Origin of the sequence: Streptomyces sp. SJL17-4, assembly GCF_036826855.1 — a bacterium.
In the GTDB taxonomy this organism is placed as follows: Bacteria; Actinomycetota; Actinomycetes; order Streptomycetales; family Streptomycetaceae; genus Streptomyces.
In genome coordinates, this window is record NZ_CP104578.1 from 7,357,888 (window position 1) to 7,370,444 (window position 12,557).

Sequence of the window (12,557 nt, forward strand, 5' to 3'; positions counted from 1 at the left end):
CTCGCGTCCCGAGAAGCCCCGCACCCCGAGAACCACTGGAGCCGTCCCATGCACCTCGACCACGGTCACGCCCACCACGGCGCCGTGTCCGCCGACGCCCACCGCCCCGACGGCACCCGCCGGGCCCTGCGCATCGGGCTCGGCGGACCGGTCGGCTCGGGCAAGACCGCCACCGTCGCCGCCCTCTGCCGGGCCCTGCGCGACACCCTCTCCCTCGCGGTCGTCACCAATGACATCTACACCCGGGAGGACGCCGAGTTCCTGCTCCGCAACGCCGTCCTGCCACCCGAGCGGATCCAGGCCGTGGAGACCGGCGCCTGCCCGCACACCGCCATCCGCGACGACATCTCCGCCAACCTCGAAGCCGTCGAGGAGCTCGAAGACACCGTTGGTCCGCTCGACCTCATCCTCATCGAGTCCGGCGGCGACAACCTCACCGCCACCTTCTCCAAGGGACTCGTCGACGCCCAGATCTTCGTGATCGACGTGGCCGGCGGCGACGACATCCCGCGCAAGGGCGGCCCCGGCGTCACCACCGCCGACCTCCTCGTCGTCAACAAGACCGACCTCGCCCCGTACGTGGGCTCCGACCTGGAGCGGATGGCACGCGACGCCGAGGAGCAGCGAGGCGAGCTGCCCGTCGCCTTCACGTCGTTGCGCGCCGAGGACGGCGTCGCCCCGGTCGCCGACTGGGTCCGGGCCCGGCTCGGGGCATGGACCGCGTGAGCCTGCGCGCCACCGCCCGGATCGCCGCCGACGCCGACGGCGGCCTGCCGCTGCTGGTGAGCGACGGGCCCCTCGCCCTGCGCCGGACCAGGGCCTCCGGTCCGTACACCCGGGTCACCGTCGTCGGGGCGATGAGCGCGCCCCTCGGCGGTGACCGGCTCGCCGTCGAGACCGAGGTACGGGACGGGGCCCGGCTCCTGGTCGACTCGGCCGCCGCCACCCTCGCCCTGCCGGGCCGGGGCGCCGAGCCCGCCGCGTACGACGTCCGGATCGGCGTCGGCGAGGGCGCGGTGCTCCGCTGGCTGCCCGAGCAGGTGGTCTCCGTGCACGGCTCCGACCTGCGGATGCGGACCGTCGTCGAACTCGCCGCCACGGCCCGGCTGGTCCTCCGCGAGGAACAGATCCTCGGCCGGCACGGCGAACCGCCCGGCACCCTCGTCACCCGCCTCACCGTCCGCCGCGCCGGGCGTCCCCTCCTCGACCAGGAGCTGGCCTTCGGCCCCGGCGCCCCCGGCGGCTGGGACGGTGGCGCGGTCCTCGGTGGTCACCGGGCCACCGGGCAACTCCTCGTCGTCGACCCGGCGTTCGCGGAGAAGCCGGTACGGCCACGGCTGATCGGCGAGCACGCCGCTGTCACCCCCCTCGCGGGACCCGCGGCCCTCGCCACCGCCGTCGCCCCGGACGCTCTCGCGGTGCGGCGCCTGCTCGACACGGCTCTGTCCGAACTAGCCCCGTTCTGACCGAATCTGGCCGAATCCGTGTGACCTGCCGGAGGTCACCGCTCAGCGGTACACCGTTCACCGGTTATTGGTTCGGCAAAGAAACACGTGTTCGCCCTTTCATCGGGAGCCTCCGGGACGAAAGGATCCCCCGGACAGCCAACACACAGCGCCGCCACGGGGGGTGGCGCTCATCCTGGGGGAGTTCACGTTGAGACGTACGGCAGTGCTCGGCTCGGCCGGCACCCTGATAGCGGGCACGCTCGTCGCGGGCGCGCTCGCGGCCCCGGCGGCGAACGCCGACAGCAACCGTCACCTGCGCGACGCCGAGTCGATCGGCGTCGCCGTCGCCGCGGCGCGGGCCGCCCAGACGGGCATCGACTGGCAGGACTGTCCGGCCGACTGGGGCCTGGAGAAGCCGATCCAGTGCGGCTGGGTCACAGTCCCCGTCGACTACGCGAAGCCCGACGGCAAGAAGATCAAGATCGCGGTCGACCGGATCAACGCCACCGGCACCCCCGCCGAGCGCCAGGGCGCGCTCCTCTACAACCCGGGCGGCCCCGGCGGCTCCGGCCTGCGCTTCCCGCGCCGGGTCACCACCAAGAACGCCATCTGGGCGGGCGCCGCCAAGGCCTACGACTTCGTGGGCTTCGACCCGCGCGGCGTCGGCAAGTCGGCCCCCATCTCCTGCGTCGACCCGAGCGAGTTCGTCAAGGGCCCCAAGCTCGACCCGGTCCCCGACAGCGAGGCAGACAAGCGCGCGCAGCGCAAGCTCGCCGCCGAGTACGCCCAGGGCTGTGCCGAGAAGAGCGGCGACATGCTGCCCTTCATGAACACGCCCAACACCGCGCGTGACCTCGACGTCATCCGCGCCGCCCTCGGCGAGAAGAAGCTCAACTTCGTCGGCGTCTCCTACGGCACCTACCTCGGTGCGGTCTACGGCACCCTCTTCCCCACCCACGTCCGCCGCATGGTCCTCGACAGCGTCGTGAACCCGTCGACGCGCAAGATCTGGTACGAGGTCAACCTCGACCAGGACATCGCCTTCGAGGGCCGGCTCAAGGACTGGATGACCTGGGTCGCCCAGAACGATGCGACCTATCACCTCGGCGACACCCTGGCGGAGGTCCAGCAGCAGTGGGTGACGCTGCGCGCCGCCGCCAAGAAGGCGCCCCTCGGCGGCAAGGTCGGCCCGGCCGAGCTCATCGGCTTCTTCCAGAACGCCCCCTACTACGACTCCATGTGGGCACCGGTGGCCGAGGCCTGGAGCGCCTACGCCGCGGGTGACCCGCAGCCGCTCATCGACAACGCGGCTTCCGACCCCACCGACACCGCGGGCAACGCCGCCTCGGAGAACGGCAACGCCGTCTACACCGCGGTCGAGTGCGCCGACGCCCCCTGGCCCACCAGCTGGAAGAAGTGGGACCGGGACAACAGCCGGCTCCACCAGCAGTACCCCTTCATGACCTGGGCCAACGCATGGATGAACCTGCCGTGCGCCACCTGGTCCGCGCCGCGCCAGCGCCCGACCGAGGTGAAGACCGGCAAGGGCCTGCCGCCGGTGCTCATCGCCCAGTCCGAGCGCGACGCCGCCACCCCGTACGCCGGCGCCGTCGAGCTGCACAAGCGGTTCAAGGGCTCGCGCCTGATCACCGAGAAGGACGCCGGCTCGCACGGCATCACCGGCCTGGTCAACCCGTGCCTCAACACCAAGGTCGAGGCCTACCTGCTGACCGGCAAGCTGGACGCCAGGGACCAGACCTGCGCCCCGCACGCCACCCCGAAGCCGTGACCCGCTGACGGCCCGGTGAGGGGAGGGACAGCCGTCCCTCCCCTCACCCGTCCTCCCCTCGCTCGTGTCACCCCCGCGACGCCAGCCAGGCGTCCTCCGCCGCGTAGTCGAAGAAGTCCACCCCGTACTTCGCGAGACCCGGGAAGGCCTCCCGCCAGTCCCGGCCCGCCACCCGCTCGGTCAGCCACGCGACCGTCTCCGGCAGCGAATCGGCGTACGACACCACCGGCCGGTACCCCAACTCCCGCTCCGCCGCCGCCATGTCGTAGACCACGGGCCGCGGAGCCGTCCACGGGGTCGACCCCACGACGTCCTGCGGCGGTGCGCCCTCGATCAGCACCGCCTCACTGCTGACACCCATGACCGCGTCGATCGCCGCCCCGATCTCCGCCACCGTCGGCGCCTCCGGGTCCCCGCCGTTGAGCACCCGGCTGCCCGGCTTCGCCGCCGCCAGCCGGACGAGCTCCGCGAGGTTGTCCACGTGCACCGGGTGGAACCGCGAGGCCCCGCCGTACGCCAGCGGGCGCACCGGCCGACCGTCGAGCGCCCGCTTCACGAACCACAGCTCCCGCGGACCCGGGGAGTACGGCCCGTGGATCGCCCCGGCCCGCAGCACCGTCGTCGGCAGGGCGTCGCCCGCCGCGAGCAACTCCCGCTCCAGCGCCACCTTCCGCGTGCCGTACGTGCCGTCGCCGGGCGCCACCGTCCGCCAGTCCTCCGGGATCGGCAGCGGATAGTCGGGGAAGCCGTCCGGCCGGTCCTGCGTGTCGAAGCTGCGCCCCCGCTCGTCCTCGTACACGGCGCCGCTGGACACCACCACCGCCGAACCGATCCGGTCCGCGAGCCCCGTCAGCTGCCGGCCGTGCCCGGCGTCGTACGCCACGATGTCCACCAGCACATCGCAGCCGTCGCCCAGTCCCGCCGCGAGCGCGCCCTCCTCGGTCCGGTCCAGCGCCACCGACCGGACCTCGGCCGGCCACCTCTCGTCCCTGCCGCCGCCCCGCGAGGCGGCCGTCACCTCCCAGCCGTCCGCGGCGAGCGCCCGCACGGCCGCCCGCCCCACCTGTCCCGATCCACCCAGCACGAACGCGGTTCCCTTGGTCATGAGAGTGACGCTACGACCGTCCGGTGCGGCGGCCCAGCGGGTTGCGCCGAGCGCGGATCCGCTCAGAGCGTTCCCGGCGGGGGAACTTCCCGCCACGGGTTCAGCCACGGGTTCAGCCGTCGGCCTCCGCCGCCTTCACCACCGCCGCGTAGTCGTCCACGTACTCCTGCCCGGACAGCCGGAGGATCTCGTACATGATCTCGTCCGTCACCGCGCGGACCACCGCCCTCTCGCCCGCCGACCCGGCGAAGCGGGAGAAGTCCAGCGGCGCCCCGAACCGGATGGTGACCCGGCGGATCCTCGGCACGACCTTCCCCGGCGGCTGGATCTCGAAGGTCCCCACCATCGCGCAGGGCACCACCGGCACCCCGGCCGTCAGCGCCATCACCGCCACGCCCACCTTCCCCTTGTAGAGCCGCCCGTCGTGCGAGCGCGTCCCCTCCGGGTAGATGCCGAGCAGCTCTCCCCGGTCGAGCACCCCGAGGCCCTCCCGGATCGCCGCCTTCCCGGCCTCCTTGCCCGAACGGTCGACCGGGATCTGCCCGGCCGCCCGGAAGAAGGCGGCCGTGAGCCGGCCCTTGATCCCCGGCCCCGTGAAGTACTCCTGCTTGGCGAGGAAGGTGATCCGCCGGTCGAGCACGACCGGCATCAGGAAGTGGTCGGAGAAGGAGAGGTGATTACCCGCGACGATCGCCGCACCCTCCTCCGGGATGTGTTCGAGCCCCTCGATCCGGGGCCGGAAGAGCAGCTTCAGGAGCGGTCCCAGCAGTACGTACTTCATCAGGTGGTAGAACACCCGCGACCCCCGTTCGTCGTCCGTCAAGCCCGTTGTATCCGTGCGCGGGCCCGTGGTCCACTGGTGGGGGAGCGTCACCATGACCGGCGAGCGCGGAGCCAGGCGCCCCGGCCGCGTCCTCACCGCGCTGCTGTGCGCGGTGACGGCGGCCGGGCTGTACGGCTGCTCCGACTCGGGCCCGCCGGAGCCGGCCCCCACGCCGACGCCCGCGCCCGCCACCACGACACCCGCGCCCACCCCGACGCCCCCCGCCCCGACCGGCCTGTCCCCGTTCACCGGGCTCCCGGCACGGTCCGGCCCCGTCCTCGCCGTCAAGATCGACAACGTGGCCGCGGCCCGCCCCCACACCGGGCTCGGTACCGCCGATCTCGTCTACGTCGAACAGGTCGAGGGCGGTGCGACCCGGCTCCTCGCCGTGTACTCCTCCCGCCTCCCCGAGCTGGTCGGACCCGTCCGCAGCGCCCGCGAGTCCGACATAGAGCTGCTCGGCACCTTCGGCCGGCCGGTCCTCGCCTACTCCGGGGCACAGTCCGCCCTGAACCCGCTGCTGAGCGCCGCGCCGCTCCACCCCGTCACCGAGACCACCAGCCCCGGCGCCTTCCGGCGCTCCCCGGACCGGGCCGCCCCGTACAACCTCTACCTGCGCCCCGAACGGGCCCTCGCCACCGTCCCGGAGCCCCAGAACGCCCGGGACATCGGCTTCCGTTTCGGCCCCGCCCCGGCGGGAGGCACCCCGGTCGACTCCGAGACCGTCCGCTACCCGGCGGCCCGCTACACCTTCACCTGGTCCGCCTCCGACCGGACCTGGCGGGTGGCGATGGACGGCCGCGCGGCACGCGCCACCGACACGGGACCCCTGGCCCCGTCGACCGTGGTCGTCCAGCGCGTCGCCGTCCGCTCCTCCGGCTTCCGCGACGTCACCGGCGCGGTCTCCCCGTACACCGAGACCGTCGGGAACGGCACCGCGCTCGTCCTGCGCGACGGGCGCGCGCACGAGGCCCGCTGGTCCCGTACGTCGGCGACGTCGGGCACCACGTTCACGACCCCGGGCGGCGAGCCGCTGGCCTTCGCACCGGGACAGGTCTGGGTGGTCCTCGCACCACGCGGCTGAGCGCGCGAGGCCGCAGCGCGCGGCGGGAGTGCGCCGCGGGCGATCGGGCCGACTCAGGGGCTCGCCGGCCCAGGGCCCGACGGCGGGCGGCCGCGCGGTCCCGCCGGGCTCGCGCTGTCCGACGCGGCCAGGCCGATCGTCGCCACGACGAGCACCACCGAGCCGAACCAGAGCCAGCCACTGCTGCCGAGCGCCACCGTGTAGGCCGTCGTGAGCACCACCGCGGCGCAGGTGAGCACCGCCATCGTCTTCGTGCCACCGGACATCAGTCCGCCCTCCTCCCGACCGAGGTCGTGGAAGCCGTCCAGGCCATCGTGACCCCCCGAGAGGGGCGCGCGCTACTCCCCGGACGCTCCGGCGTGCGCCGGAAACGGAACCGGGCCCGGCGCCGGACCCCGTACGAGGTCCCGCGCCGGGCCCGGAAAGGGGCCGTTCACCGCACGCCGAGCGTCACCGCCGGGTCTGGAGCGAGGCGAGGTACGCGTTGTACGCCTCCAGCTCCTTGTCGCCGTCCCGGTCGGCGGCCCTGTCCTGGCGGACCGCCTGCCGCTGCTCGGAGTGGTACCACTGGTAGACCAGCGCGATCAGCACGAGCACCGACGGGATCTCGCTGAACGCCCAGGCGATGCCGCCCGCCGCGTTCTGGTCGGTGAGCGCGTCGATCCCCAGCGAGGCCGGCGGGTTCGCGTACGCCTTGACCATCGGCTCCGAGGCCATCATCAGCGCGATGCCGAAGAAGGCGTGGAACGGCATGCCCGCGAAGAGCTCCAGCATCCGCATCACATAACCCGGCCGGTGCGGGCCAGGGTCGACGCCCATGATCGGCCAGAAGAAGACCACGCCCACCATCAGGAAGTGGACCATCATCCCGATGTGGCCCGGCTTCGAGCCCATCAGGAAGTCGAAGAGCGGCGTGAAGTAGAGCGCGTACAGGCTCGCGATGAACATCGGGATCGTGAAGCCGGGGTGCGTGATCACCTTCATGTACCGGCTGTGCAGCAGCTTGAGCAGCAGCTCGCGCGGCCCGGTCGAGCCCCGGCCCGCCACCGGCAGCGCGCGCAGGGCCAGCGTCACCGGTGCGCCGAGCAGCAGCAGGATCGGCGACAGCATGGAGATCACCATGTGCTGCACCATGTGCACGCTGAACATGACCATGCCGTAGTCGTTGAGCTTGGTGCACATGACGAGCGCGATGGTCAGCACGCCGACCGTGAAGAACACCGTCCGGCTCACCGGCCACGCGTCCCCGCGCCGCCGCAGCCGCGCCACGCCCCAGCCGTACAGACCGAGCGCCGCGAGGCAGCCGATCAGGAAGAACAGGTCGGGAGAGAACTCCAGGCCCCGTCCCAGCGTGAACGGCGGCAGATCCGTGGTCATGCCGTGCCCGCTGTGATCCATCGTGTGTACTCCTGGAGCCCGATTCGCGCTTGTTGTCCGCACCAGACTAGAACCGCCCCCGGCCGCGACTGCGACCGGGGGCGGTGTCACGCGCACGCGTGCGTACCGACGTGCGTCAGATCACGCACTCGGCCTCGGCGTAGCGGTCGGCGGGGACCGTCTTGAGGCTCTCGACGGCCTGGGCCAGCGGGACCATCGTGATGTCCGTGCCGCGCAGGGCGGTCAGCATGCCGAACTCGCCGCGGTGCGCGGCCTCGACCGCGTGCCAGCCGAAGCGGGTCGCGAGGACGCGGTCGTACGCGGTGGGGGTGCCGCCGCGCTGGACGTGACCCAGGATCACCGGACGGGCCTCCTTGCCGAGGCGCCGCTCCAGCTCCACGGAGAGCTGGTTGGCGATCCCGGTGAACCGCTCGTGGCCGTAGATGTCGGTGCCCGCGGTCTTGAAGTCCATCGAGCCCTCACGCGGCTTCGCGCCCTCGGCGACGACCACGATCGCGAACCGCTTGCCGGCCTCGAAGCGCTCGCCGACCCGGGCGGTCAGCTCGTCGATGTCGAAGGGGCGCTCGGGGACGACCACGGCGTGCGCGCCGGCGGCCATGCCGGAGTGCAGCGCTATCCAGCCGGTGTGACGGCCCATGACCTCGACGACCAGGACGCGCTGGTGCGACTCGGCGGTGGTCTTCAGCCGGTCGAGGGCCTCGGTGGCGACGGTCACGGCCGTGTCGAAGCCGAAGGTGACGTCGGTGGAGGCGATGTCGTTGTCGATCGTCTTCGGGACGCCGACGATCGGGAGACCCGCCTCGGAGAGCAGGTTGGCGGCCTTGAGGGTGCCCTCGCCGCCGATCGGGATGATCGCGTCGAGCCCCAGGTCGGCCACATGGCCGCGGGCGCGCTCGACGCCGTCGACCAGGTGCGCGGGCTGGACCCGCGAGGAGCCGAGGATGGTGCCGCCGCGGGCCAGGATGCCGCCCACCGCCTCGAGATCGAGCTTGCGGTAGTCGCACTCCAGGAGGCCCTTCCACCCGTCGTGGAAGCCGATGACCTCGTCGCCGTGGTCGACGACGGCGCGGTGCACGACGGAACGGATGACAGCGTTCAGACCGGGGCAGTCTCCGCCGGAGGTGAGCACGCCAATGCGCATAGCCCAAAAACCTTTGCAACGTGGGCCGACTCCCGGACCACGTCGTCCGGCTGGATCCCCGCCACCCTATCGCCGCAGGGTGGCGGGGCCGAACCGGATGTCCGCACAGTGGACAACGTACGTTCGTACGAGGGACCAACAACGGCGCGTGTGTTGCCCCCGGGGCCCGTCCCGGACGGGCCGCGTGACCGCTACGCGGGCTGCGTGGCCGCCGCGACGCGCTCGGCGCGCAGCGCCTCGTACCAGCGGTCGTCCGTCGGCGGCAGCGCGTTCACGTCGAGGGCCAGCTTCAGGAGCAGGTCCGCGATCTGCGGGTTGCGGGCCATGACGGGGCCGTGCATGTACGTACCGAAGACGGTGTCGTTGTACGCGCCCTCGGTGCCGTCGCCGGTCCCGTTGCCCTTGCCGAGCACGGTGCGGGCGAACGGCCGGGCCGTCGGGCCGAGATGGGTGATGCCCTGGTGGTTCTCGAAGCCCGTCAGCTGGGGCAGGCCGAGCCGCGGGTCGATGTCCGCGAGGACGTCGCCGACGCACCGCTCGCCCTCGCCGCGGGTCGAGATCACGTCGATGAGACCGAGACCGGCCTCCCGCTCGCCCAGGTCGTTGATGAACTCGTGGCCCAGGATCTGGTAGCCGGCGCAGACCGAGAAGATGATCGCGCCGTTGGAGGCGGCGCGGCTCAGGCCGCCGTCGCGCCGCAGCCGCTCGGCCGCGAGCCGCTGCGGGCGGTCCTCGCCGCCGCCGATCAGATAGATGTCGCCCGAGGTCGGGATCGGCTGATCGCTGCGGACGTCGACGCGCTCGACGTGGAGGCCGCGCTGCTCCGCGCGGCGCTGGACGACGAGGACGTTGCCCTGGTCGCCGTAGGTGCTGAGCAGGTCCGGGTAGACCCAGACCAGGCGCAGGCTGCTGTCACTCATGCTGCAAGTCCTCTACGGGTCAGTTGCCGACGCGGCGGCGGACGTCCTGGAAGGCGGTGTAGTTGGCGATCAGCTCGATCTGCCCGGGCGGGGCCATCGCGACGGCCTCGTCGAGCGTCTCGCAGACGCGGAAGTCCACGCCCGCGACCTCCAGGCGGACCGCGAGGTCCAGCTTCCGGTCGCCGATCACCATGATCGGGTGGCCGGCGAGCCGGCCGTAGTCCACGTCCCACAGCCAGGAGGTGTCGGTGCCGTCGGCGCCGCGCGCGTTGACGGAGAGGATCACCGGCGTCGGCGGCTGGTCGATGAGGGAAAACGTTTCGAGCCAGCCTGCCGGGTTCTTGGCGAGCAGCAGTCGCAGGTCGCGGCCCTGGAAGGAGACGACGTCGTAGCGTCCGGCGACGGCCTGCACCTGGTACATGCGCTCCAGGGCCACCTGCGGCGGCACTCCGAAGACGGCGGCGACGGCGGCCGAGGTCGCGGCGTTCGCCTTGTTGGCGCGGCCGGGCAGCTGGAGCCGGATCGGCCAGGCCGAACCGTGCGGGTCGAGCACGTGGTCGCCGCTGAGCGCCCAGCTCGGCGCGGGACGGCGGAAGCCGCACTCGCCGCAGAACCAGTCGTCGCCCGGACGCTGCATCACACCGCCACAGGCGGGGCACGACCAGGCGTCGTCCTTCCACTCCTGGCCGGCGGCGACCCACACCACGTTCGGCGAGGAGGAGGCGGCCCACACGATGAGCGGGTCGTCGGCGTTCGCGACGACGACGGCCTTCGTGCCGTTGAGACCCTCGCGCCACTTCTCGGCGAGCATCCGGGTCTCGGCGGCGCGGTCGAGCTGGTCGCGGGAGAGGTTGAGCAGCGCGATCACCTTGGGCGTGGTGTCGCGGGCGACGCCGGCCAGGTACTTCTCGTCGACCTCGATGACGCCGTACTTGGAGTCCGAGCCGCCGGCGAGCGCCGAGGTGATGCCGGCGGGCATGTTGGCACCGAGGGCGTTCGAGACGACGGGGCCGGCGGCGCGCAGGGCCTCCGCGATCAGCCGGGTCGTCGTCGTCTTGCCGTTGGTCGCCGACACCAGGACGACGTCCAGATGCTGCGCGAGCCGGCCCAGGAGGTCCGGGTCGAGCCGCAGCGCCACCTTGCCGCCGATCACGGATCCACTGCCGCGCCCCGCCGCACGCGACACCGCGGCCGCGGCCTTGCCCGCCGTCACGGCCAGCTTGGCGCGCGGCGACAGCGGCTCTGGATTACCGGGGTGTCCTGACATCGTTCTTGTTCCTCCTTGCGTCGGTCCGGGCTCAGCCTATCGAGATCCGGCCAGCAGCCCGAACAGCGGCACCGCCGAGCGGCCGCGCGAAACAGCCAGGTCACGGCGGACCGTACCCTTACCGCCATGCGAAACCGCCCCATCCCCGGCAGTTCCGGCCAGGTCCGAGCGATGACTCTGCTCGGCGACCCCGTGCTGCACACCCCCTGCGCCCCGGTCACCGACTTCGGGCCCGAACTGGCCCGGCTCGTCGAGGACATGTTCGCCACGATGTACGCGGCGAACGGCGTCGGCCTGGCGGCGAACCAGGTGGGCGTGGGCCTGCGGGTCTTCGTGTACGACTGCCCCGACGACGAGGAGACCCGCCACCTGGGACATGTCGTGAACCCGCGCCTGGTGGAGGCCGACGGCGATGTCTTCCGGGACGCCGAGGGCTGCCTCTCCCTGCCGGGTCTCGAGGCTCCGACGCCGCGTTACGACCGTGCGGTGGTCGAGGGCGTACGGCTGGACGGGACGCCGGTACGGGTGGAGGGCACGGGCTTCTTCGCCCGTTGCCTCCAGCACGAGGCCGACCACCTGGAGGGCGGGGTCTACGCGGACCACGTCACGGGGTGGCGCAAGTCACGTCTGATCCGCGCGATCCGCAAGCAGCCGTGGGGGAGCGGGGCGGGGGTGCTGGAGGGCTGACGGGCCGCCGGGGCCCGGGAAGGTCCGGGGTGCCGGGGGTGCCGGGACCGTCTCGGCCTTCCCGGGGCGGGGCTCGGCGGTCCGGGCCCGACGGCCCCGGCGCAGAGGCTAGAACCCCGGGCCGCCGGGGAGGTCCGGTGCCTGTGCGAGCCGGCCCCACAGGAGGTCGGCCAGGCTGCGGACGAGGTCGTCGCGGGAGCAGGGCCGCTCGCCGAGCCACCAGTCGCCGGCCGCGTGCATCATGCCGACGATGCCGTGCCCCCAGATCCGGGCCTGGGCCTCGGCGCCGGGGCCGAGGTCGACGCGCTCGGCGATGACCTGGCCGAGCTCCTCGCCCATGCGCCGGAGCAGCGGGGCGGAGTGACGGCCGACGTCGAAGCCCTGCTCGGTCTGGTGCGACTCCTCCGCCGGGTGCATGAGGAAGCGGTAGACCTGGGGCAGCGCCTCGATCGAGGCGAGGTAGGTGTCGAGGGTGGATTCGACGCGGCGGCGGCGGTCGGACGGCGCGTCGAGCGCGGCCCGCAGGGAGGCGAGGAGGGCGTCCGTGTGCCGGATGGCGAGGGCGCGGTAGAGGCCGCCCTTGTCGCCGAAGTGGCGGTAGAGGATCGGCTTGGTGATGCCGGCCTCCGCCGCGATCGCGTTCATGGACGCCTTGGGGCCGTCCCGGAGCACCACCCGGTCCGCCGCCTCCAGCAGTTCGCGTCGCCGCTGTTCGGCGGGCGTCTGCTGGTCGGTGGTCCGGTGTGCGATGTCCATAAGCGTGTCTCCCCGCCCGTGCGATTCGTGAGGCTGTCGCAACGTAACACCCGGTCGGTGTCCGCTGCCGGTCGGGCCGAATCGCTCCACCGCAGGTTGACAGCCCATACCAGCCGGTAACAGACTGGTGTTACCGCAA

13 protein-coding genes are annotated in these 12,557 nt (G+C 72.7%); 5 read left to right on the top strand and 8 right to left on the bottom strand.

Annotated elements, in window-relative coordinates:
• Positions 1–48: 48 nt before the first annotated feature.
• The 3 genes from ureG (at position 49) to N5875_RS33170 (ending at position 3,237) form a co-directional block, all read left to right on the top strand.
• Positions 49–726 (top strand): urease accessory protein UreG, encoded by a 678-nt coding sequence (ureG, locus tag N5875_RS33160; RefSeq protein ID WP_318206568.1) that lies wholly within the window; start codon positions 49–51, stop codon positions 724–726.
• On the top strand, positions 723–1,466 hold the full coding sequence (locus N5875_RS33165) for an urease accessory protein UreD (protein ID WP_338499333.1): 744 nt from the start codon (positions 723–725) through the stop codon (positions 1,464–1,466). Before ureG ends, N5875_RS33165 begins: the two co-directional genes overlap by 4 nt.
• A 190-nt stretch (positions 1,467–1,656) precedes the next feature.
• On the top strand, positions 1,657–3,237 hold the full coding sequence (locus N5875_RS33170) for an alpha/beta hydrolase (RefSeq protein WP_318206567.1): 1,581 nt from the start codon (positions 1,657–1,659) through the stop codon (positions 3,235–3,237).
• Between the two features lie 67 nt (positions 3,238–3,304).
• Here the strand turns inward: N5875_RS33170 and N5875_RS33175 are convergent, their stop codons facing one another.
• Positions 3,305–4,342, bottom strand: coding sequence for an NAD-dependent epimerase/dehydratase family protein (locus N5875_RS33175; protein ID WP_338497892.1), 1,038 nt, complete (start codon positions 4,340–4,342; stop codon positions 3,305–3,307).
• A 112-nt stretch (positions 4,343–4,454) separates the two neighbouring features.
• A complete protein-coding gene (locus N5875_RS33180; RefSeq protein WP_318207346.1) occupies positions 4,455–5,138 on the bottom strand; it encodes a lysophospholipid acyltransferase family protein in 684 nt (227 codons plus the stop codon).
• A 79-nt stretch (positions 5,139–5,217) separates the two neighbouring features.
• Between N5875_RS33180 and N5875_RS33185 the strand changes: the two genes are divergently transcribed.
• Complete coding sequence (locus tag N5875_RS33185) at positions 5,218–6,249, top strand: DUF3048 domain-containing protein (RefSeq protein ID WP_338497894.1); 1,032 nt, start codon at positions 5,218–5,220, stop codon at positions 6,247–6,249.
• Between the two features lie 53 nt (positions 6,250–6,302).
• On the opposite strand, the gene N5875_RS33190 is transcribed toward N5875_RS33185, so the two are convergent.
• The 5 genes from N5875_RS33190 to N5875_RS33210 all read right to left on the bottom strand — a co-directional run bounded on the left by N5875_RS33190 (position 6,303) and on the right by N5875_RS33210 (position 10,975).
• Entirely contained in the window at positions 6,303–6,515 is a 213-nt protein-coding gene (locus tag N5875_RS33190) for a hypothetical protein (protein ID WP_318207401.1), read from the bottom strand.
• Positions 6,516–6,699: 184 nt separating this feature from the next.
• Positions 6,700–7,647 (bottom strand): cytochrome c oxidase assembly protein, encoded by a 948-nt coding sequence (locus tag N5875_RS33195; protein WP_318206564.1) that lies wholly within the window; start codon positions 7,645–7,647, stop codon positions 6,700–6,702.
• A gap of 115 nt (positions 7,648–7,762) precedes the next feature.
• Positions 7,763–8,788, bottom strand: coding sequence for a 6-phosphofructokinase (locus tag N5875_RS33200; RefSeq protein ID WP_030316712.1), 1,026 nt, complete (start codon positions 8,786–8,788; stop codon positions 7,763–7,765).
• Positions 8,789–8,979: 191 nt separating this feature from the next.
• Positions 8,980–9,708, bottom strand: a complete 729-nt coding sequence (locus N5875_RS33205; RefSeq protein WP_318206563.1) for a glutamine amidotransferase — start codon at positions 9,706–9,708, stop codon at positions 8,980–8,982.
• A 19-nt stretch (positions 9,709–9,727) separates the two neighbouring features.
• The gene (locus N5875_RS33210; protein WP_030206784.1) at positions 9,728–10,975 is read right to left on the bottom strand and encodes a MurT ligase domain-containing protein; all 1,248 of its coding nucleotides are present in this window, start codon (positions 10,973–10,975) and stop codon (positions 9,728–9,730) included.
• Between the two features lie 126 nt (positions 10,976–11,101).
• Between N5875_RS33210 and def the strand changes: the two genes are divergently transcribed.
• Positions 11,102–11,662, top strand: a complete 561-nt coding sequence (gene def, locus N5875_RS33215) for a peptide deformylase (protein WP_318206562.1) — start codon at positions 11,102–11,104, stop codon at positions 11,660–11,662.
• A gap of 108 nt (positions 11,663–11,770) precedes the next feature.
• Here the strand turns inward: def and N5875_RS33220 are convergent, their stop codons facing one another.
• On the bottom strand, positions 11,771–12,418 hold the full coding sequence (locus tag N5875_RS33220; RefSeq protein WP_318206561.1) for a TetR family transcriptional regulator: 648 nt from the start codon (positions 12,416–12,418) through the stop codon (positions 11,771–11,773).
• Positions 12,419–12,557: the final 139 nt, after the last annotated feature.

Excerpts from the sequence above, each read along its gene's own strand:
- N5875_RS33200 (WP_030316712.1), bottom strand. The coding sequence starts at position 8,788 with ATGCGCATTGGCGTGCTCACCTCCGGCGGAGACTGCCCCGGTCTGAAC.
- N5875_RS33210 (WP_030206784.1), bottom strand. The coding sequence starts at position 10,975 with ATGTCAGGACACCCCGGTAATCCAGAGCCGCTGTCGCCGCGCGCCAAG.
- N5875_RS33175 (WP_338497892.1), bottom strand. The coding sequence starts at position 4,342 with ATGACCAAGGGAACCGCGTTCGTGCTGGGTGGATCGGGACAGGTGGGG.
- N5875_RS33195 (WP_318206564.1), bottom strand. The coding sequence starts at position 7,647 with ATGGATCACAGCGGGCACGGCATGACCACGGATCTGCCGCCGTTCACG.
- ureG (WP_318206568.1), top strand. The coding sequence starts at position 49 with ATGCACCTCGACCACGGTCACGCCCACCACGGCGCCGTGTCCGCCGAC.
- N5875_RS33185 (WP_338497894.1), top strand. The coding sequence starts at position 5,218 with ATGACCGGCGAGCGCGGAGCCAGGCGCCCCGGCCGCGTCCTCACCGCG.
- N5875_RS33205 (WP_318206563.1), bottom strand. The coding sequence starts at position 9,708 with ATGAGTGACAGCAGCCTGCGCCTGGTCTGGGTCTACCCGGACCTGCTC.
- N5875_RS33220 (WP_318206561.1), bottom strand. The coding sequence starts at position 12,418 with ATGGACATCGCACACCGGACCACCGACCAGCAGACGCCCGCCGAACAG.
- N5875_RS33190 (WP_318207401.1), bottom strand. The coding sequence starts at position 6,515 with ATGTCCGGTGGCACGAAGACGATGGCGGTGCTCACCTGCGCCGCGGTG.
- def (WP_318206562.1), top strand. The coding sequence starts at position 11,102 with ATGCGAAACCGCCCCATCCCCGGCAGTTCCGGCCAGGTCCGAGCGATG.